This window comes from Enterococcus sp. AZ171 (assembly GCF_051714005.1).
GTDB classification, from domain to species: Bacteria; Bacillota; Bacilli; order Lactobacillales; family Enterococcaceae; genus Enterococcus_B; species Enterococcus_B pernyi.
The window spans coordinates 2309501-2331761 of record NZ_JBIORA010000001.1; the positions used below are offsets into that span (position 1 = coordinate 2309501).

At 38.8% G+C, this 22261-nt stretch carries 19 protein-coding genes and 1 riboswitch; of the genes, 3 read left to right on the top strand and 16 right to left on the bottom strand.

The genetic code is table 11. The features are described from left to right. Positions 1 to 299: 299 nt before the first annotated feature. Positions 300 to 472: riboswitch (M-box (ykoK) riboswitch) on the bottom strand. 143 nt (positions 473 to 615) lie between these two features. Next, positions 616 to 1050, top strand: coding sequence for a nucleoside-diphosphate kinase (ndk, locus tag IGJ49_RS11205; RefSeq protein ID WP_010734714.1), 435 nt, complete (start codon positions 616 to 618; stop codon positions 1048 to 1050). A gap of 180 nt (positions 1051 to 1230) precedes the next feature. Here the strand turns inward: ndk and IGJ49_RS11210 are convergent, their stop codons facing one another. The 4 genes from IGJ49_RS11210 to IGJ49_RS11225 form a co-directional block, all read right to left on the bottom strand. Continuing rightward, on the bottom strand, positions 1231 to 2097 hold the full coding sequence (locus IGJ49_RS11210) for a helix-turn-helix domain-containing protein (RefSeq protein WP_010734713.1): 867 nt from the start codon (positions 2095 to 2097) through the stop codon (positions 1231 to 1233). A gap of 484 nt (positions 2098 to 2581) precedes the next feature. Then, a complete protein-coding gene (locus tag IGJ49_RS11215; RefSeq protein WP_023520139.1) occupies positions 2582 to 4660 on the bottom strand; it encodes an LTA synthase family protein in 2079 nt (692 codons plus the stop codon). A 312-nt stretch (positions 4661 to 4972) separates the two neighbouring features. Further along, positions 4973 to 5521: a hypothetical protein gene (locus IGJ49_RS11220; RefSeq protein ID WP_080674330.1), complete on the bottom strand. Its 549-nt coding sequence runs from the start codon at positions 5519 to 5521 to the stop codon at positions 4973 to 4975. 192 nt (positions 5522 to 5713) lie between these two features. Further along, positions 5714 to 7108 (bottom strand): glycoside hydrolase family 1 protein, encoded by a 1395-nt coding sequence (locus IGJ49_RS11225; RefSeq protein ID WP_224434172.1) that lies wholly within the window; start codon positions 7106 to 7108, stop codon positions 5714 to 5716. A 304-nt stretch (positions 7109 to 7412) separates the two neighbouring features. On the opposite strand from IGJ49_RS11225, the gene IGJ49_RS11230 reads away from it, so the two are divergent. Together IGJ49_RS11230 and IGJ49_RS11235 are read left to right on the top strand one after the other, a co-directional pair. Continuing rightward, on the top strand, positions 7413 to 7829 hold the full coding sequence (locus tag IGJ49_RS11230; protein ID WP_153830176.1) for a hypothetical protein: 417 nt from the start codon (positions 7413 to 7415) through the stop codon (positions 7827 to 7829). A 352-nt stretch (positions 7830 to 8181) separates the two neighbouring features. Continuing rightward, positions 8182 to 8364 (top strand): hypothetical protein, encoded by a 183-nt coding sequence (locus IGJ49_RS11235; RefSeq protein WP_010734708.1) that lies wholly within the window; start codon positions 8182 to 8184, stop codon positions 8362 to 8364. 181 nt (positions 8365 to 8545) lie between these two features. On the opposite strand, the gene IGJ49_RS11240 is transcribed toward IGJ49_RS11235, so the two are convergent. From IGJ49_RS11240 to IGJ49_RS11295, 12 genes are all read right to left on the bottom strand, one after another. Continuing rightward, entirely contained in the window at positions 8546 to 9262 is a 717-nt protein-coding gene (locus IGJ49_RS11240; protein ID WP_224434173.1) for a deoxynucleoside kinase, read from the bottom strand. A gap of 16 nt (positions 9263 to 9278) precedes the next feature. Further along, a complete protein-coding gene (locus tag IGJ49_RS11245) occupies positions 9279 to 9719 on the bottom strand; it encodes a nucleoside 2-deoxyribosyltransferase (protein ID WP_010734706.1) in 441 nt (146 codons plus the stop codon). Beyond that, positions 9719 to 10294 carry a TIGR00730 family Rossman fold protein gene (locus IGJ49_RS11250; RefSeq protein WP_438723456.1) on the bottom strand — a complete coding sequence of 192 codons (576 nt, stop codon included), beginning with the start codon at positions 10292 to 10294 and terminating at the stop codon, positions 9719 to 9721. Before IGJ49_RS11250 ends, IGJ49_RS11245 begins: the two co-directional genes overlap by 1 nt. A gap of 832 nt (positions 10295 to 11126) precedes the next feature. Beyond that, positions 11127 to 12134: a sugar kinase gene (locus IGJ49_RS11255; RefSeq protein ID WP_010734704.1), complete on the bottom strand. Its 1008-nt coding sequence runs from the start codon at positions 12132 to 12134 to the stop codon at positions 11127 to 11129. A 2-nt stretch (positions 12135 to 12136) separates the two neighbouring features. Continuing rightward, complete coding sequence (dagF, locus tag IGJ49_RS11260; protein ID WP_438723457.1) at positions 12137 to 12886, bottom strand: 2-dehydro-3-deoxy-phosphogluconate aldolase; 750 nt, start codon at positions 12884 to 12886, stop codon at positions 12137 to 12139. Between the two features lie 5 nt (positions 12887 to 12891). Then, on the bottom strand, positions 12892 to 13992 hold the full coding sequence (locus IGJ49_RS11265) for a DgaE family pyridoxal phosphate-dependent ammonia lyase (RefSeq protein WP_349520467.1): 1101 nt from the start codon (positions 13990 to 13992) through the stop codon (positions 12892 to 12894). Next, positions 13976 to 15088 carry an amidohydrolase/deacetylase family metallohydrolase gene (locus IGJ49_RS11270; RefSeq protein WP_010734701.1) on the bottom strand — a complete coding sequence of 371 codons (1113 nt, stop codon included), beginning with the start codon at positions 15086 to 15088 and terminating at the stop codon, positions 13976 to 13978. Before IGJ49_RS11270 ends, IGJ49_RS11265 begins: the two co-directional genes overlap by 17 nt. 9 nt (positions 15089 to 15097) lie before the next feature. After that, complete coding sequence (locus IGJ49_RS11275) at positions 15098 to 16186, bottom strand: DUF871 domain-containing protein (protein ID WP_010734700.1); 1089 nt, start codon at positions 16184 to 16186, stop codon at positions 15098 to 15100. 24 nt (positions 16187 to 16210) lie between these two features. After that, complete coding sequence (locus tag IGJ49_RS11280) at positions 16211 to 17542, bottom strand: PTS sugar transporter subunit IIC (RefSeq protein WP_224434175.1); 1332 nt, start codon at positions 17540 to 17542, stop codon at positions 16211 to 16213. A gap of 278 nt (positions 17543 to 17820) precedes the next feature. Then, positions 17821 to 18522, bottom strand: coding sequence for a GntR family transcriptional regulator (locus IGJ49_RS11285; RefSeq protein ID WP_010734698.1), 702 nt, complete (start codon positions 18520 to 18522; stop codon positions 17821 to 17823). Positions 18523 to 18811: 289 nt separating this feature from the next. Beyond that, positions 18812 to 20257, bottom strand: a complete 1446-nt coding sequence (locus IGJ49_RS11290) for a glycoside hydrolase family 1 protein (protein ID WP_438723461.1) — start codon at positions 20255 to 20257, stop codon at positions 18812 to 18814. 16 nt (positions 20258 to 20273) lie between these two features. Further along, a complete protein-coding gene (locus IGJ49_RS11295) occupies positions 20274 to 22145 on the bottom strand; it encodes a beta-glucoside-specific PTS transporter subunit IIABC (RefSeq protein ID WP_438723463.1) in 1872 nt (623 codons plus the stop codon). Between the last annotated feature and the right edge of the window lie 116 nt (positions 22146 to 22261).

Here is a 22261-nt window from a genome sequence, read left to right on the forward strand (position 1 = left end):
TTGTGCGCTTGATCGTTTATCTAATCAACGGAGACAGAGTGTTCTAAAGGCGCTGAGAACAGATAGATAATAGTCTCAACATACCAACGCTTTGTCTCCTTGTACACCGGACTTTCATCCATTTGTTCTCATCTCCTTTCGTTTACTTAAATTACTTTCTTGGCCGACTACTGGATACTTCAACTTCCCAACTTGATCACCCTCTAACACCTTTTTATTTGAAAAAACAGATTGGTGAGAAACAAAAAACCTTTCGCCAAAACTCAGCGAAAGGTCAAAAAAGTGCACAAAAAAAAGCATGGATGATCTACTCGTTGAGTTTTGGCACTATACAACGTAAAAAGCAAAAGCGCTTTTAGCTACCTTATGAAAAGCCTTATCTCGACAATTCCTGTTCTACCCATTGGCGTCTCTCGACATTTTTGGGCAGTAGCCTATGTTTGTATAGGAGCCTCACCTAACAAATCTTATTCAGTTTTCCCTCACCTAATGTAACAACTATTGGCTGGAATGTCAAACACATTTTCAAAAAAATTGAAACTCTAAGGGATTCGTTTGTCATGTTTTCTTTCTCTAGGTATAATGAACCTATCACAACAGATCGGAGTGAAGGATATGGAACGTACACTTGTTATTATCAAACCTGATGGGGTAAGACGTCATTTGATTGGCCGAATCATCCAGCGTTTTGAAGAAAAAGGATTCGCAATCGCTGAAATGAAATTCGCGACGATGACTGAAAAACTAGCAAAAGAACACTATCAACATCTATCTAATCGAAGCTTTTTCGATGACTTGATCGACTATATGACTTCTGGTCCAGTCGTCTATCTGGTATTAACAGGTGAAGATGTGATCGATCTCGTACGCAAAATGGTCGGTGCAACAAAAGCAGCGGATGCCGTTCCTGGGACGATCAGAGGCGATTTTGCCTTACCTGGTACAGAAAATATCATTCACGCTTCGGATTCACGAGATGCAGCCAATACTGAGATCACACGTTTCTTTCCGCCATTCGATACAAAGAAAGTAGAAGATGCGAAAAAATAAATTTTTTGCTCACTGACTTTTTGAGTGCATAAATTTTTGATCATCTTATTGATATGCCAGTCCTTCTGTTAGAGGTCATGCTCCACACGTTTAGTGAGAAGATTGACTCAATACTAGAGGGACTGGTTTTCCTTTTGTATTAAGTCAAATGCCCACTAAATAGCCGCTTTCAGCAAATCTCTAGCGTTGTGCTTGGATAGACAATAGTTTTTCTTCTAATTCATCTCGCTCTTCTTTGCCTAAGGTATACTCGATCACTGCAAATAATGACTCAAACTCCTCTTTTTTGATGGGTTCCCCTAATGCGGTGGCGATCAATCGACGATAATAATCGGACATCAAACTCTCGTAAATGACTGCTGTCTTTGATTTCAAACCTAAACAACGATACATATCTTCATTGATGCTTCGTGCTTTTTTATATCTTTTTTTGTCGATATAATAGATAGTCAAATTCTTTAAAAAAAGAAACAAACACTGATCATAACCTGACTTCATTGCTTTACGCATTCGTTTTTTAATTTTCAAATAATTGTTTTCGATAAAGGAATCGCTGAAAATAAAGGGGAACTCTGCTAATAAGTCTAGTTCATATCGACCAAATTCTTTCAGTTTCATAAAGTAATCTTCGATCATTCGTATCTCATATCCCAAAAATTCCAATTGGATATCTGGCTTCACACTTGATTTCCAATACATATGTATATTCAGTACGAGATAGTAAAGATCAGCCGTTCGCTTAAATTGCTTGCGATTGTCGGCAATTTCTTTGTAGGGATCAAAATCATCCTCCTGAACTTTATTCAAAAGATTACGTGTTTTTCTCGTTTTCCGTGGTTCTTCCACTTGATTTCGTAACGATTCGTATTCAGTAAGTGTGATATTCAACCGATCAAGAAATGCCATCAGTGTTAAAAAAGAAATTTTTTTGATCGTACGATTCTCGATCCCCACAAGCGAAGTTTTTGAACAGATCCCTTCTGCCAATTGTGACTGTGTCAACTTGCGACTTACCCGTAATTTTTTGATCAATTCTCCATCGTGCATAATATGCCTCCTTTAGTGTGTGCATTTTCCAATAAGATCCTCTTCGTCAGAACAACAACCGAAAAAGAGAAATAACTATCGAAATATTTATTGCATTCACTAATTAAGTACGCATAAATAAAAAAAATATTTGAAGAACAATAAAAAAACTTCTAAAAAGTGAAATGACAACTTTTTAGAAGTTTAGTAAGGTTGTGAAAGAAGCGCTTTGACCTGAACAGTAAGATGAAAAGGCAGGAAATAGTTCCTCATATTTTTTGATTTTTCTGTTTAGTGTTGAAGGTCAGCTACTTGAACACCGTTGATCCAGGTTGTGAGAAAGCCGTTCAGCTCCGAATATTAAGACGAAACTTGAGGAAATAGCTTTCTATATTTTTTCAAGTTTTGACTTAATATTGAAGGAGCTGGCTTTCGAACACCGTTTATCATAGGTTGTGAAAGAAGCCTTCAGATAGCTTGCTCCTTCACCGACATCTAGCCATGTCTATGGTTTGTCCGCCGATCCATCCTCTGCAGGGTATAGATTGGTTGTTGTTTGATCATGATTTTTAGAATAGACACTTGTTGAGGCTGCACCTTTTTCTTTTTCAATTTGTTGGTTCCGTTGCACTTGATTCTTATAGTCATACTTTGCAGGATCGATCGTCGTAAATCCATTTGGCACATAGAATCGCAAAAGATTTTCTTGATTGAGTTTATCAGAAAGACTCAAAGCTGTTTTTACCTGATTTTGTTCTTGTGCGACTTTTTGTTCCGCTGCTTGGTTTTCTTCAAGTAATGCCCCTGTTTTCGTATCATAGATTTTTCCACCTAATACGGTGTAATCCGGCGCGACAAAATTCCCATTTCTGAATGCCACGACTTGATCATGTTGAGGTGAAAGTAAATCTGTACCAAAATGGATATAATTTTTGTCCTCGATTCCTAATAAATGGAGTAAAGTTGGTAATACATCGATTTCACCACCATACTCATGTTTGACTGTTCCTTTTGTATAACCTGGAATATGGAACATCAGCGGTACTCTTTGCATCTGCGCATTATCAAAATCGCCCCATGTTTCTGGATCTTTTCCTAATGCTGAAGCAAGGTCTTTATTGTCCGTATTTGAGATACCAAAATGATCCCCGTAAATCACGAACATCGAATGGTCATAAATCCCAGAAGCTTTCAAATAAGTAAAGAACTGTTTGAGCGACTGATCTAAATAATGGGCCGTTCGCACATAATTATCAACGGTACTATTTCCTGTATTTAACGAAGGAAAATCAAAGTTTTTGTCATCTGTATAATAAGGGGTGTGATTCGTGACAGAAAGAAACTTCGCATAAAATGGTTGTTGCAAATGTTCGAGATAGTTTGCGGATTCTCGAAATAGATTTTTATCTAAAATACCATAGCCAAGCATCTCATCTGAATCATCGAAATATGAGCGATCAAAGAAATTATCATACCCTAGATTTTTGTATACATGATCACGATTCCAGAAACTACCGACATTCCCATGAAAAACCGCACTGGTATAGCCTTGTGTCTGATCCAAGATGGCTGGAGCAGCTTGGAACACATTATCTGAACCTAATTCTGTAAACAACGAACCTTGGGGTAACCCAAACGTCCCGGTTTCCAACATGTTCTCAGCATCACTGGTTTTCCCTTGTCCAACTTCATGGAAAAAGTTATCAAAACTGATTGTTCCCTGATCGGTAAAGAGACTATTTAAAAAAGGAGTGACTTCTTGTCCATCTACTTTCATATTGATCAAAAATTGTTGAAAACTTTCCAAATGCAATACGATCACATTTCTTCCTTTTGCAAGTCCAAACATCTCTGGATCAGGAACAGCGTAATGAGATTTGGTGTAATCGAGGACTTCATCTAAGCCATTGCTGCTTGCATGCGCTCTGACACTGCTAGTGATCCCTGTTTTTATCCCATCATAAATCGTATAGGCATCAAGTCCAAGATATTTGACAATATAAGAACGATCGAATGTCCGTTGCAATAATTGAGGGCGATTCGCTTCACTCATTGCCAGATTGCCAGAAAAGATCAACGCAGACAAACAAGTCACCGCAACCGCCACTGGCTTACGCACAGGGGGTGCTTTCAATGGTACTTTTTTTATAAATACGCGAATCAGCAGAAAAGCAAAGACGGCGATATCGATCCAATAAAGGATATCATGAGGCTTCATCAAAGAAAAAGAGCTACCAGACAATCCCTGGGAAACCTTGGAGAAACCTAGTGCTGATTTAACGGTAATGAAATCTGTGAACTCACGATAGAAAATAATATTCAAATATAGCAATAACGTGTTTAAAAAATCGATGATAAATAAAACGATCAAACTTGTTCTGACTTTCTTAAAATACAAAGAAATCCCAAAAAACAATAGCGTTGTCGCTATTGGATTGATCCATAAAATAAACGTTTGGATGCTTCCTTCTACGCCTAAAGAAAAATCAGTATAGTAGGCAAAAATCGTTTTCATCCAAAAGAAAAAGCCAGCAATCAAAACGATGAGTACTTGATGTTGGCCAATTTTTTTTAGTTGTGTCAAAGTCACCACTTCTCTCTAAATTATTGTTCCTGTCTATTTTGCTCCTAAACATTTAGTTTTTGCTAAAAAAATCTGTTTTTTTACTCTTTTTTATAAATTAATAACTGGTGTTCTATCGTTGCTTTTCTGCTTTCCGGAAAGTAACTGCTTCGAAAATAAGGCGGAATCTAGGCAAATTGTCTTAATTTGCCTAGATTCCGCCTTATTGATCAGAGCTGAACATTTCTTGCCCCAACTCTTCAACTAGCTGATCTCAATATTTTTATGTTAGAAAATTTGAACTTTTTTCACTTGTTTATGCGCTTGTTGCTGTTACGGTCCAGTTACTACACTAGAATTAGTCGTATTGGACGTCTCTTCGGATGAAGAGGTGGTGGTTTCAGTTATTTCTTGGATTTCTTCTGTCGTCTTCCGCCATTCAGTCAAGCGTTGATTGACCATCTCTGGGTCTACTTTTTCAGAATAACTAGAAGATACCTTTCCATTTTTTAACCGTGCGACTTTCTGTTTATCTTCGGTCAAAAGCAGCACGCTCAAGTGCTTGTCCCCGTGTTGGACTTGCCTGATTGAAATGGCACTTAATACATCATTGACATTGATGAATTGATTTTTTTCCTTGTCTTTTGGCAGATAAATCTCTAATTCTCCCTTTTCATAGTTCGCTACAACTTCGTAGTCCGCCCACCAATAGGTTGAAAATTCTTTTTTGAATTCATCTACTGAAGCTTTATTTGCAATGGTTGTTTCTGGTTCTTTGTGCGCAAGATCAGCGGTCATTTTACCAGAAAATACTGCGGATAACATAAGTATTATAAAAAAGCCAATTAACCAAAAGAGAAGAAAAGGCCTTTTTTTTCGCATACCTTCTTCCACTCCCATTCAAATTTACCTAATCTATTATATACAAAAAATGAAACTTTAAGCGAAGAAATTAAAGAAAAAGATAAAAAATAACGCATATCGATGATGTAGGAAAGTGAAAATCCCGAGATCATTGTGAATCTCGGGATCATTTTTTAAATTAAAAAATTTCAAAAAAGAACAAATTTCTAATCAAAAAGAAAAACTATTTGTATCAGCTACTTCTTTGAACCAGTAGCCAGATTTTTTGATCGTCCGTTTGCCATCAGCTAGATCGACTGAAATAAAGCCATAGCGATTTTTATACGCATTCGTCCATGACCAGTTATCCATACACGTCCACATGTGATAGCCTAAGCAGTTCGCACCTTCTTCGATTGCTTGATGCACATATTTTAAGTGTTCTTGGACAAATTCGATGCGATAATCATCATGGATCATTCCGTCAGCTTCAATAAAGCGGGCTTCATTTTCAACACCCATACCGTTTTCTGAGATAAAACAGTCGATGTTGCCGTAGTTGTCTCGAACATTGATCAAGATATCGTAAATACCTTTTTCATAAATCTCCCACCCACGATAAGGATTCATTTTACGTCCTGGCATTTCATAGTTATCAAAGTAATCTTCGGGCATTGGGCCATTTGTTGTATCGATTGCTGTTTCTTTAGCTTTGACACGGCGTGGCTGATAATAATTGATTCCTAAAAGATCCACCGTATTATTTTTGATAATTGCTAGATCTTCTTCCTGCATGTCCGGAAGAATCTCTAGCTCAGTTACGATCTCGATCAATTCTTGTGGAAATTCTCCTTTAACAGCGGGATCTAAAAATGAGCGATTGAAAAAGGCATCGGCGATTTGCGCAGCTTTCACATCGGCAGGATTGTTCTCATTTCTTGGATAACTAGGTGTTAAATTTAAGATGATCCCGATTTTACCGTCTTGTTTTGTTTCATGATAGGCTTTGATAGCTAACGCAGAAGATAATGCCTCGTGATAGCCAACTTGAACTGCTTTTTTCATATCCGACTCTTCAGGATAATGCCAACGATATAAATAACCAGCTTCGACAGGAACGATTGGTTCATTATGCGTGAACCATTTTTTTACCTTCGTTCCAAATAATTCAAAACAAGTTTTGGCATACGTTTCATAAGCTTCGACAGTTTCACGGGCGAACCAACCACCTTTTTCTTGAAGGTACATCGGCATATCGAAATGATACAAGTTAACAAATGGCTCAATACCATGTGCAATCAGTTCATCAAAATAACTATTATAAAATGCGACTGCTTGGGGATTGACTGCACCTGTTTCATCTGGAATCAAGCGACTCCATTGAATAGATGTCCGAAATGAATTATGTCCAGTTTGTTTCATCAACTGAACGTCTTCTTTATATTTTGTATAGACTTGCGACGCTTTTTCCGGACCGACTTGATCAAAGAATTTTTCTGGCTCTTTGGAAAACCAATAATCGAAAATATTGTCTCCTTTATGATCGCCAGGTACCCGACCTTCTGTTTGTGGTCCACTTGCTGCAGAACCCCACCAAAATTTTTCTGGAAATTGATATGTTGTCATTTTTGCACCTCGTTGATTCTTTTCATTTATGTTTTTTTATGTCGCACATCTCAATACAGCAAACGTTTTCTCCGCTTACAACCATTATTATAAACCGTTTTCCCAAAAAAGACTAGACCAATTAGGATAAATAATAAAATCGAACCAATAAGACTAAAAATGTTTACTTTACTTCCTAGCAAACTTCTCCTGGAACCACTCTAAAACATCAATCGCTTCAAAAACTTACTTTTTGTAGCCATTTATTTCATGTTGCTGGATTCAATGGTATAATCACTTTATCCAATCTACTGGGGGCATTATTTTGAAAAAAACATTGATTTACTTTACGTTGATTTTTGCCTTATTCGCTTTTTCTGGCTGTAATCAATCAAATCACTCAACGGAAGAAACAACGAATACGACCACTTTTCAGGCGGATAAATCTGATATAACAAATAGCACCTATACACTGAAGGTCCGAAAAAACATGGACCTTGCCAATGCAGAGATCAAATTTAAAGACGACACGATGGAATGGACACGAACATATGCTGAGTCTGAAACTGATACAGCAAGCACGTCTCCAGATAAAATCGTGTTAACCGATGTCAAGATCACAACTGAAAATGAGGAGTATACGATCGTTGGTAAAAAAGACGGTTCGACTCAGACTTTTCATTTTAGAAAAATCGGTAATTTTCGTATAGAAGATGATGAAGGTAATATCTATACGTTATAGTTTGAGTGCATAACATAAAAGTAGCAGTCGAGACAGAAATGTTTCATCTCGAAAAATAAGGCGTCATCCAAGAAAATTGTTTTCCTAATTTTTGTGGATGGTGCCTTATTTTTCGAAGCGGTTACTGCTATTTCGACGTTTATTCAGTTTTAAAATATGCTTTCCCACTCATGTTTCTTTTCATTAGATCGTGCATCTTTTAGCCGTTTTTCACTATGAAAGCTCACAATGATGAGTCAATTTTCTGATACATGCTCATCACTAAAAATTCTAAGTTTTCTTAATTAATTTTGTTTCTATCCTGTGTTTCTGCTATAGTAAAGAAGCACTTGATATACTAAGGAGAAAGAATATGCAGACAGCAAATACTCAAGATTACTGTACCTGTACGACGAATCAAAATGTACACACAGAGATCAACGACCAAGGAAGAGCCAATTTTTGTGACCATTGCCATAAAATGATCGAGGGTTCGAATCAACCTTTTGAGTTTTTTACAAGCCGAGAAGAGTCGAACAAAGAAACAAATAGTTAAAAATACAAAAAAAGAGCGCGGAACAGAAATGTTTAGTCTCTAAAAATAAGGCGACAACTACAAAAATCATTCTTCCACTTTTTGTAGTTGTTGCCTTATTTTTTTAAGAGAGAACTTCTATCTCCATCGTTTATTCAGTTACAGGTTGAAAACAATCAGTGAATTTTGCTTTTGTCTCGCCTTACATAGCACCAAACGAATCTAATTGCTGCCCTTTAGCATGTTGATTGTCAGTATAATAACTTCCAGACTGCTGTTCTTCTAATTCAGCCAATTTTGCTTGAATCTGCTCAATCACGACTTGTGCATCTTCAGGTCTTTCAACAAAATCAAAGGCATCACCATCTATTTGGATTTTTGGACAAACATCAAAGTCTTCGTACCATTGATCATATCGTTCATTTAACGAGCGGTAATACTGATAGAGCGTTTCATCACTATCCAATTGTTCATAGTCTCGTCCACGTTTTTTGATTCGTGCCAACATCGTATCAAGAGAGACTTTGATATGCACGAGTAGATCGGGTCTTTTTTTAGGTGCAACATCATCTAATTCATGAAGCATCGTATCTAAGAGGTTATCGTATTGTTGGACTTCAATATCTGACACACGACCTAAATCAGCATTTAGATGAAACAATAAACTGTCTTCATAAATTGAACGGTCCAATACGTTATCATCATGGTTCAGTGCATTTTTCATAGCTAAAAATCGTTTATTCAAAAAAAAGATTTGTAATAAAAACGCATATTGCTCTGGATTAGAGTAAAACAAAGGTAGTACCTCGTTGTCCTCTACATTTTCATAAAATGGTGTTGAATCAATCTTTTTGGCAAGCATATCGGTCAAACTACTCTTTCCTGCGCCAATTGTTCCTGAAATCAATATCACTGACATCTAATCCCTTCTCATTCTATAAATATTCGCCTTTATAAGCACTTTTGGGTAACATCTTAAAATCATATGCTTGGATCGCTTCGAACGTTTTTACATATGAATGTAAACTTTGGGTGATCATCAAATTAGTAGGTACCGTTTCTTCTTGAAAAATGATGATCGGTTTGTCCATCATCGTGGCGACGCCTAATTCATAGGCAGTGCCAGGATCGATCGTCTGATGTTCAAAGTCTAGGATTGCTACAACTTGTTCTGCCGAGGCAAGTTCTTTCATGTCTCTCTCGTAGACTTCTTGCGCCCATCCGCTACTAAACATCTCATAATTACTGTGTTGATGGTGTCTTGGTGAGTAGAAACTATCCACCGTTGGATTGGCAGTCAATGCCGTTTCAACCTGAGCAATCCGCTCGATTTGTTCGTCTGAAAAGAAAGGTCCTGCTAAATAAATATAACTCATTATTTAATCTCCTGCATCATTGATTTCGTTTGTTTTTCTGTTGCACATAATTGATCGATCAGCTCAAAAGGATCATTTGAAAAATAAAGATGATTGAGCCATTTCTCAGCCATAAATCCTTCTCTTGCAAAATTCCTAATCAATTCTTTCAATCCTGAATAATACCCATGAACATCAAGGATACCAATTGGTTTTTCTGGTACCAAGCCGATCGCCATCCAGGAGAGTAGCTGCGAAAATTCTTCAAGTGTACCTAGTCCTCCAGGAAAAACCAGCACTGCTTCCCCTTTTTCGAATAATAGTTCCTTACGTTTATCGATCGTGTCTGTTGGTATAAACGTCGTCACATCTGTTTTTGGTAATTCTTCAGAAAACAGCCCGACTGGATAAATCCCTGTTACTTGTCCGCCATTTTGTAAGATCGTGCGACTAAAAACACCCATGATACCCGAATCTGAGCCACCATAAACCAATTCAATTTGTTTTTCTGCCATATATTTTCCAATCGTTTCAGCTAACAGAATATACTTCTGATCTTGTCCAAAACGTGAACCACAAAAAATAGTCAACTTCAAAAAAAACACATCCTTACTAATCGATCTACCTTTATTCTACTCTTGTTTTTTTAAAATAAAAGACTAGATTTAGTTGTATTTTAGTGTTATGCAAAATAAAAAACACTATATATAGTGTTTTGTCTTAGGATAGCATTTCAATAGATTATGTTTTAATACTATTTTTTAAATAACTAAAAACTAAAAAAACGTATGGTCTTACTTTGTGATATTCTCTTTCTTTCGACTTTCTTGCGAATAACATTTGACTTCTGTTGAAGAAAGAAATCTATTTTATTTCTTTTGTTATTTTTATTTGTATCGATCAACAAATTCTCAATGGCTGATCCGTTAGAAGATAGAAAACAGTCAAAACATGGCTGAGGTCAGTACGCATGACTTGCCTTGATCATTGATAAGGGTTCGGAAAAAGCGATAAACGATGTTGTGGATCATTACTTATTCTTTCGATCTTACTTCTGATCAATCGTCCTTGGGTATACGTGTTGGACAAAAAAAGAAGAGGGAACGATTGTCCCTCCTCTTTTGGCACAGTAAATAAAAGCCCATACATTTTATTCATTTAATCGACAAAAAACCTAGCAATCTCTTTTAAGATTCGATACAATGAACTCGGTCGATGGTTTCCATTGACTATGGCAAACTTGATTGGTCAATGCGTTGACTACTCAAGCCCTCAATTTTTAGCTGCCACTAAAAATTGGGGGGCCTTTTTTATTTGACTGTTTCTATCTGCCATTTATGATACTGATTCCCAGATGGAGAGTCAAGCGAATCTGAAAAGCTACGAAAAACTGTACCATTTTTCGCCCATTTTTTTGTATAACTTATTTTATCGATTTAAATCAATCGTTGGATGCGTCAATAATTGGTCCACTTGCTTTCTGGTCGTCAGTGGCACATCCCCTTGGATCGTGTGGGCTAAGCGTGAATTACCTAAAGCAAATTGGACGGTTCGATCCAATGACCATTCCTCACTATAGCCTAATAAAATCCCCGCAGCAAAGGCATCACCTGCTCCGATACGATCTAAACTATCCAGTGGATAAGCTTCTGTTTCGATCCATTCTGTCGAAGTCATCAGATAGCCACTTAGTTGTTTCTTTTCACTGGTTGATTGCCGTGTCGTACCAGCAAACCAGTCAATTTGGTAATCACTTAAAAATTCTTGGAACGAACGAATCTTGGCAGAACGACTGGAAAGGTCGATCGGCCTCTCTAATAATTCAGACAAATCACGAACAGAACCAAAGATGACCGTGCAATAGGGCAGTATTTCTTGATAACGTTCCTTCATCACTCTTTTTTTATCTGGCTCTTGGTTTAGACTCGGACGAAAATTAAAATCAAAACAAACTTTTTTTCCTTTCCTATGCGCTGTTTTTGCTACAGCAAGCGCCACTTCCGCTGAATGCTCATTCAAACTCAAACTGATGCCACAGATGTGGACTAAATCAACTGTTTCGATAAAGTCCTCGATGGCATAATCAGCCACTGTAGCTAAGCCAAAAGAACTGTTTTTACGATTTTGATAGGTGATTTCTGTTGGTCTGATCCCATAGCCCATCTCAGCAAAATAAGTACCGATATGTTGTTCTTTTTGAATGACATAGGAGGTATTGATGCCTAAACTCTTCAAATTAGCTAACGCTGCATCTCCCAAACGATTGGCTGGTAGTGCCGTCAACAAGTAACTTTCCAATCCAAAATGTGCTAGATTACCAACTAGATTCACACCTGTTCCAGTATAAGCCATACGCAAAGTGTGTGTTTGTTCCAACATCAGATATTCAGGAGGTGTCAGCCTCAACATCACTTCACCAAATGCACCGATTTTCATGGTCACTCACCTGTTTTCACTAATTTTTTCATCATTTCCAACAACTGACGGACTTCCTGTGGTCGAGTGTCACCTGTCTCTGGATCAATGATCGAACTATAGACGTGGGGGATGATTTTTTTGACTCCTGCATCTAATGCGATCTGAACGATTTCTTCAAAATTCGTCAAATCGATTCCACCTGTTGGCTCTAAATAAAAATCAAACGCTGCACAAGCTGCTGCAACAGCTTCATATTCTTTCTTATGCGCCAATCCCTTCATTGGAAAATATTTGATCGAGCTTCCACCCATATCCTGTAACAAACGAATAGCTGTTTCGATCGGTACCATCGCAGCAGGGCCTTGGCTACTTAAAGGACCAGTGGCAAGATTGACGTATCCTTCTTTTCCAGTTGGAGAAACTAAACCATTGACGATCGTGTCTGACTGTCCTAAGTCCGCACGAGAAGCGCCAACACCTGTGAAAACTTGGTTGACATGTTGGGGTTGTAATACTTTCGCCAAGCGAGTCACCATCTGGCTTTGTTTTGGATCGCCGGCACCTAAGCCGATCGATAAGGCGTTATTTGTTGCTTCTTGGTATTTTTTCATGTCTGTGATAGCTGCATCATCACTCGGATAATTTTTAGATAAAACACCTAGTAGGATATGCCCTTCGGCTGCTTCATAACATTCTTTTGCATTTTCGACAGAATTGGCTAGCACATTCAAACAGATTCTATCTTCAAGATAATTTGGGGTCAATGACATCATGATTACTCCTTTGGTTGAAAGATTTCATTTAAACGTTGGATGATCTGTTCCATCTCTTTTTGCGTCACTGAGCGAATATCGAACTCAATGATCCCATTGTTCGCTTGGTACTCTCTGGTATAAATGACTGGGGCTTTTGCTTTTAGCTGCTCGATGATCGTCCTGGCAGAGCCTGTAACGACTTGGATGCTGGCACGATAGATTTCTCGCCCAGCTGGATCTTGGACGACTTTAGCCTTGATACCTGGCAACTTTTCCAGTGCTTCGACAAATGGTTGAACTCTTTTTTTCATCGATTCACCTGATTCACTACCATGTATCAAATAATCATCGACTGCTTGGACAAAGCCTAAAACATTTTCTTTGCCGATCTTCATTGATCGACCAATGCCTTGTGATTGCAGACGAACCCAAGAAACGAGCGGATCTTTACCAATCACCATCCCTGCACTTGGACCTTCAATCGCTTTGGCACCTGAATAGATCACTAGATCAGCGCCCAATGCGGTATATTTCAGTAAGTCTTCTTCGGCTGCTGCATCAACGATCAAAGGCAGTTCGTAGTGATTAGCCACTTTTACCGCTTCTGCCACATCCAACATACTTTTCTGTACGGTATGATGACTTTTGATGTACAAAATACCTGCTGTTTGCTCGGTGATCATCGCCTCGATGTGGTCAGGTGTACATTGGTTGGCATACCCTGCCTCAATGACATGCCCACCTCCTTGTTGGATCATTAATTCCACTGGCACACCGTAATCGACATTGTGACCTTTTGGTAAAATGATTTCTCTGCGTTTGATCGTTTCGTCATAAGGGTGATGCACATGGTACATCGATCCTTGACCGATCACCGCAGCAACGGATTGAGCGATTCCAGCAGATGCGGAAGAAACGATTTGAACATCGTCTACTTCTAATTGTTTTGCCAAGTATGCACCGGTTTTCTTCATCAATTCAGCCATTTCAAAAAAATGTTCGCCCCCAAAACGCTGGGCTTCTAACACCGATTCGCTCAAGGTGGACACGCCTAAGATCGTCATTCGACCAGAAGCATTGATCACTTCATTCAAGCCAAATTTCTCATGATTCACAGTCATAACTGACACCTCCAATAATAACGCTTACAGGGATGATTTGCTGTGTGGTCGTTCGTGTATTGCCATTCGAATCCATCAATTGTTTTTCTTGATCGAGAAACTTATAAATCGTAAAGTCTGCATCAAAGCCTTCTTTGATGTTGCCTTTTGTCGCTAGGTTGAACTGTCTCGCTGGTGCGCTGGTCACTTTTTCAAGGATTTCTTTCCAAGAATAACCGACAACGTAGAGTTTCTCCATCGTCGTTGCTAAATCATATACCGGACCATTTTTACGATTTCTGATATAGATATCTGTGCTGATCGAATCGGCTTTGATTCCCGCATGGAGCGCAGTTTCTGCCACATCAAAATTGAAACTATCAGTCCCATGTCCGATGTCGAACACCACACCATCAGCAATGGCTTTTTTGACGAAGGATTTGATTTCATTGGTCGCTGGATCAATGATGCCATTAGGCTTTCCATTGAAGCAATGAGTCATCACATCATTCTTTCCCATATGCGCTAAAATTTCATCTAAACGTGGAGGCGCAGAACCGATATGGACCATTAATGTTAATCCAGCATTTTGCTTTTGGATTTCTTTTGCTAACTTTAAAGGCGTAATCCCATTTTTACCCACGACTGTTTTACTCATCCGAGCTTTTAGCCCTACAATAAAATCAGGCAATTCTGTTAGTTTTTGATGAACCAGATCTGTTTGGATTTTTGATAAATCTGCCAACTCATCTTGTTCCACAATCCCCCATTTTGAAATATTCAATAAAGCAAAAACATTTGTCTTTGCTTGCTTTGCATGTTCATAAAATGTATGGATGTTCTCCGCACCTGTCGTTCCAGCATCAATGACCGTGGTTACCCCTTTATCCACACCGATTTCATCGGGATAGTCGTAATATAATGTCATTTCTTCAAAACAATGGACATGATCATCGATCCACCCTGCGGAGAGATACTGTTCATCTGAAAGTACCAGTTCTTGTTTCCCAGATTCTTCGATATGCTTACTGATCAAGACGATCTTGCCGTTCTTCACACCGATATCAACAGGTTCTTTGCCTAACTCCTGACTGTTTCTTATAATTAAATCAAACATGACAAACGCCTACTTTTCTTTAAATTTGAATTTTGACCAAGGGTGGACGAAGGATAGTAACAGTTGTTCATCCGCCACAATGGCACCCACTTTATTTTTTCTTGGATCTTGATGTGGCGTTAATACGATCTGTAACTCATTCTTGTATTTCCCAAAAGAATCATTTCCAATGACGACATCACCCACTTGAAACGTTTCTTCATTGTCATGAGGAGGATTAGCATCTGCTTGATACGTTTTTCTCACTTCTGTTGAACGGATCACTTGCGACGTAATATCTCCTCTGCGAACGTGTTGTTCGTTCAAAACGATTCCTCGTTCGACTTCATGGGTCTGAGGAAGAAACTCAATAGCAAAAACAGTTTGGTATCGATCAACTGTACCTAACGCTTGCAACTCTTCTTCTGAAGCATACGCATTGCCGATAATGACATCATCGATAAGATCAGTCGCAAATAAATGTTTAGCCGCTGGAACGACACCTAACTGGCGATGCATTTCCAATGTTGGTAAGCCATCGTTTACATCCCAAGGGCCGATTGTTCCCGTTTGAGAGGTAATAAAAGCGGCGGTACGGATGCCTTGGCGTTTAAATCGGCAACTGCACGTTTCAAAAAATTCATAAGGAAGTCCAGTTCCTGCTTGAGGATAAAAATTATGACACCCGTATAAAAACGGGGTATTCGCTTGGTGGCTCAAAATATTTTCTAAATAGGCCACATCATTACTCATATTCAATTCAATTGCTAACTGGTAAGGATTGTAAGTCAGTAGCGCTTCTTTTCTGCCATCAAAGCCTAAATCTAAACGAATCCCATCTGCACCTAGTTCATGAAAAAAACTCATGTCATCATAAGAAATGTTCAACTGTTCAAAAATCGATGGTGCGACATCTAAAATCGTTTCAAAGCCAAGTGATGAAGCATATTCGATCAATTGTTGAAATTTCTGTTTGATTTGTTCTGTTTCCTCAGTCACTTCTAACATGCTCATAAAAATTCGAGTAAACCCATATTTATGTGCCATTTCGAGATAGGCACGATCTTCTTGCGGATTGCTATGATCAGGATAAAGAGAGATTCCTAGTGAACGTTTCATATTAACGCCTGCTTTCTTTTCTATTTACTCGTTCGTGATACCATCTGTGATCTGGACAGAGGCTTGTTCTGCTTGTTCTGCTTTCTCCTGTGCCAACTGTTGTTTCTCAAATACTTTGAAGAATGGATAATAGATCGCCAAAGTGATAAAGAAGTTGAACACGACTAAGACACCCGCAGCGACACTCCAATTGGTACTCATCCAAGCCGCAAATGGCGCTGGTATCGCGAAAGGCAGCCTTGCCACCATCATTGGCACTAAACCACTTACCGTAAGGACATAAGAAATTGTTGTCGTTACTAAGGGTGCGACAATAAATGGGATGCCTAATACTGGGTTCATGACGATCGGTGCACCAAAAATCATTGGTTCATTGATATTGAATAAACCGGGAAGGATCGACAGACGTCCTAAGCTTTTCAGATACTTGGATTTGGAAAACATGAACAGTACGACTAATGCAAGGGTCGTACCTGCCCCACCGATCCAGACAAACCATTGTAAAAATTGTTCTGTAAAGATATTTGGCATATCATGTGCATTGGTTCCTGCATTGAATGCATCGATATTTTCAGCAATCGAGATATCCCAAAACGGACGAATCACCGGTCCCATGATAGCTGGTCCATGAATCCCTAATACCCAGAAGAAACAAATCAAGAAAACCGTAAGTAGTCCACCAAATAAACTGTTCCCTGCTAACACGCCTTTAAGTGGCATCAACAATTGACTCAAGAAACCATTCAAGTCAAAGCCAAGCAAATGACGGATGACCCAAAAGAAAATCAAGATCACTGCTCCTGGGATCAATGCGACAAAAGAATTCGTCACTTCTGGCGGCACACCATCTGGCATTTTTATCGTGATTTTCTTTTCAATAAAGAAACGATAGATCTCTACAGTCAAAATCGCTGTTACGATTGCCCCAAACAAAGAACCTGAACCAAGATTTGCAATATTGATATAGCGTCCAGCGGTTATCCCTTCAAGATCTTCCAACACTTGAGTTGGTGGCGCAGCTACGATCAGAAAGGACATCAAAGCTAAAATACCAGCAGTTAATGAATCTAAACGATAGCTCTTTGCTAATGAAGAGGCAATCCCAAATGTGGCATATAAAGCTAAGATCCCCACTGTATATCGAAATGGGATATCTAAAATTGCCCGATATGGTTCAATGACTGCTGCGACCGACGCAATCGGGATGTTCAATAATATCGTAAAAAATGAACCAACGATCGTTAATGGCATTGTCGCAATGATTCCTTTTCGAATCGCTGTCATGTGACGCTGTGTACCAATCCGATTCGCAACAGGCATGATTTTTTGTTCGATCAACCCTACAAATTTATCCATTTATTACTCCCTCTCATTTAAACATTATAATGTTTAAATAAAAGATAACATATCAACGATATAATGTAAACATTTTCATTAAAATATATGATTATTCTGACAAAAAGAGACTGAGACACCCAGCCTCTCCCACCTCCTGAAACCGAATAAACGGCGTGAACAGAAGTAACCTCTTCGAGAAACAAGGCGCCATCCACAAAAATTTGAAGAACAATTTTCATGGATGACGCCTTATTTCTCGAGGTTACACACTTCTGCCCCGACCTCATTGCGATTGTCTATGTTTCGTAGTTGATATGATAAGGATGTAGATCCGTATGATAAATTGCCTCTGAATACTCGACCACTTCTCGATCTTCCGTCGTTGATCGACGTACACGCTTGATCCCGATTTCTGAAGTCGTCTTTAATAGTGCTTTTTCTTCATCTGTTAAAAACGTGGCAGAAAAGTCATCTGAAAAAGAGTCGATAATGTGATTATTCTGTGTGAGCAATCGGTACAAAGATTCTTTATCAAATTCTTTTTGTTTCATTTTATTCATGTCTTTTGGTAAATAGTGAACAAAATAGATATATGGTTGGTCATTTAAATAGTATAAACGCTTGAAGCATACCGCAGCTGAACCAAACATCGAATATAATGGATGATCTTTTTTGATACTGATTTTTTCTAAACCAATCGTTTCTTTGCGAACCTCATATTGGGAATCTTTTAAGATCTGAGTAAAACTTTCGGCTTTAGATAAACGATTGTAAGGACGATTGCTTAATACTGTCGTTCCCCGACCACTTTTCTTTTCAACATATTCATCTGTAGCTAATAACTCGATGGCTTTTCGCACAGTGATTTTACTCACTTGGAACAATTCTTCTAACTCATTTTCAGTCGGTAACATACTCCCCACCGGATACTTTCCTGAAAAAATATCCTCTTTGATCTTGTCTGCTACTTCTAAATATAAAACACGCGTTCTTTTCATAGCTTCACCTTTCACCTTTATGTTAGTAAAAGAATAACATAAATAAACAAAAAAAAGAATAGAAATATTGATAATTGGTCTACCTATGTACAAATAATAAGCTTAGACATAACAAAACGTCTAAGCTTATTACCCTACTTTTTTCGTACCTTTGTTATATCCTTGTTTTAATAACATAATTACCGATTATAAAAACAAGGAGAATTTTATCAGAAATTTCAAATAATCATTAAATTTGTAAGGAATTTTGTGGTGAAAGGCCTTTCTATAAAAATGGCCCAGTCGTTATTTATCCTAATTCTTCGCCGTTCGTTTTAATGACTGCCTTGTACCAGTCAAAAGATTTTTTCTTGGTACGTGCTAACGTCCCATTTCCTTCATCATCAAGGTCGACATAAATAAATCCATAGCGTTTACTCATTTCCCCTGTAGATGCGCTGACTAAATCGATACAGCCCCATGGTGTGTAGCCCATCAAATCGACCCCATCAGCAACTGCCTCAGCCATTGCTTCGATATGACGACGCAAGTAATCGATACGATAATCATCATTGATTGAGCCATCTTCTTCCACTTTATCGATCGCACCCAAGCCATTTTCAACAATAAACAGTGGTTTTTCATAGCGGTTATATAATTCATTCAACGCCACGCGCAATCCTTCAGGGTCGATTTGCCAGCCCCACTCACTTGCTTCAAGGAATGGATTCTTCACGCCGCCTAGTAGGTTTCCATTCGATGTATCGGCACCTGGATTGGTTTCATCGATAGCTGATGACATATAGTAACTAAACCCGATATAATCTACTGGATACTCTTTTAATAATTGGAAATCTTCTTCTGTTTGTTCTAGTTTTGCGGCGTCAACTCCATATTTCTTATACGTACGTGCTGTATAGGCTGGATATTCGCCACGAACTTGCACATCTGTACAGAAGAAGTTGAACTCTTGATTTTGGATCAATGTAGCCACTTGATTGATCGGATTTGCATCAATACTATAGGTCGTTGCATAAATGATCATACAGCCTACTTGGATATCCGAACGCAAATCATGTGCGATCTTCACCGCTTTACTGCTAGCGACAAACTGATTATGCCATGCTTGGAAAATATTTTGGTAGTCACTTGCGCCATTGCTTTTGACCAATCCTTGACTCAATGCTGGGAAATGGAAAGCTGAATTGATTTCATTGAATGTCATCCAATATTTCACTTTGCTGCTGTAACGTTCTAACACTGTACGAGCAAAACGTTCATAAAACTCTATCAACTGACGATTTTTCCACCCACCGTATTCTTTTGCTAAATGTAATGGCATTTCATAATGAGAAATCGTAATGACTGGCTCGATATCATAGCTCAAGCACGTATCGATCAGTTCATCATAAAAAGCTAAGCCCGCTTCATTTGGTGTTTGCTCATCACCTTGAGGGAAAATTCGTGTCCAAGCAATGGAGAAACGATAACTTTTAAAGCCCATTTCTGCAAATAAAGCAATATCTTCTTTGAAGTGATCGTAATGTTCGATTCCACGATGATTCGGATAAAGGTATTTCTCCTCATCGATCGTCCAATCAAATTCTTCACTCCCGATGATTGCAAAACGTTGTTTACCACCAGGCATTGCATCGGCGACAGATAAGCCTTTCCCATCGCGGTCGAAAGCACCTTCTAATTGATTGGCGGCTGTTGCGCCACCCCATAAAAAGTCTTTTTTGAATCGTGCTGTCATGTTTGTTTTCCTCCTTTTATTTTACAATTGCCAGAAAATCTTCATTAGCAATAATTTCTTGTTGATCAAGTTCTAACACATCTGCAAAGTGATCGGTATTCGTTACGACCACAGGGGTGATCACGCTATAGCCTGCTGCTTTTATTTTCTCAACATCAAAGCGGACAAGCAAGTCCCCTGCTTTTACTTTGTCTCCTTGTTTGACAAATGTTGCAAATCCTTCACCATTTAATTCGACAGTATCCATCCCGATATGCATCAAAATCTCTACACCATCTGTGGTTGTCAAACCTACTGCATGACCTGTTGGGAAAATCGTCGTGATTTCGCCATCTGCCGGAGCAACTAATTCCCCCTTCTCAGGATCAATCGCAATCCCTTTTCCCATTGCCCCAGAAGAGAAGACTTTATCTGGTACTTCTGTCAGTGGTAAGACTTTTCCAGTCAATGGACTTTTCAAATTGTGACGTGCTGTGCTGATCGTATCCCCTGTGGTTGTTTCTGTTGCTTCTAATTTTTCATCTTGAACTTCTTCATCAAAACCAATCAAGTAAGTACCGACAAACCCAAGAACAAAAGCAACTGCTGTACCGATGATCGCCATAGTTACACTTGATTCAAGCGCTGGATCGGTACTAATAAATGTTGGGATGGTCAGTAAACTGATCAAACCACTAGAGAATGCTTTTACGCCAGCAAACCCGATGATTCCTCCACCGATCCCACCGGAAATACAGGCAACGATAAATGGTTTTTTCAAAGGTAAAGTCACACCGTAAACAGTCGGTTCAGTGATTCCAAAGAACGAAGTGATCATTGAAGAGATCCCTAATGAGCGTAATTTTGAATCTTTCGTACGTAAAGCCACACCTAATGCTGCACCACCTTGTGCCAAAATTGCTGGCAAAAGCATTGGCATCAAAACATCAAAGCCATATTGTTCGATATTCAAGAAGATGATTGGCACAAAGCCCCAGTGCATCCCAAACATCACTAATACTTGCCACATGCTACCCATGATGACCCCAGCAACTAATGGACTAAAGCTATAAATCGAATTGAACAACCCACCTAAGGCATTACCGATAACGGTTCCAATTGGCCCTAATACTAAGAAAGTCAAAGGCACCATGACTAACAAGACGATCATTGGCACAAAAATCATTTGTAAAAATTGTGGAATAACTTTCTTCACAAGTGGCTCAAACTTACTTTGTACCCAAACCGCTAAGATGATTGGAATAACAGAAGAAGTATAGCCTGATTGAGATAAGATCACTGGAAGACCAAAGAAATCAACTGCAACACCTGATCCTGCTAATTGCGTGATTGTTGGATAAACTAATGCCATCGCGATTGCTACGGACAAAAATTGATTGGTCTTGAATTTCTTTGCGGCTGTAAAGGCCAACATCACTGGTAGGAAAGTAAAGACTCCATCTGCTGCTGCAAACAAGATTTGGTAAGTACCACTATCTGCTGCCAACCAACCGAGAACTGTCGCCAGTGATAAGAAACCTTTCAATATCCCAGCAGCTGCCATAGCACCTAAGAACGGGGTGAAAATACTTGAAATAATATCGATCAAGCGATTCAAAGGATTTTTACTTGTATCCTCACTTTCTGAACTTGCCCCTTCGCCCAAGCCTTGTTCATCCACAATTGCTTGATAGACATCAGACACATTACTGCCGATCACGACTTGGTATTGTCCGCCACTTTGAACGACTTGGATGACATCTGGATCATTTTTTAATTTCTGAGTGTCGGCAATCGATTCATCTTTCAATTTGAAACGTAATCTTGTCGCACAATGCACTAAACTATTGACATTTTTTTCTCCACCTACGGCTTCCCAGACTCTCCGTCCTACTGCTTGATTATCCATATTCTTTCCTTCTTTCTTTTTGATAAAAATAAAAAACCTAGATTGAAAAAACGGTCACGTGATGAGACGTGTCCATATTTTCAATCTAGGTTTTGCCTGCTTGATCCAGTAACAAT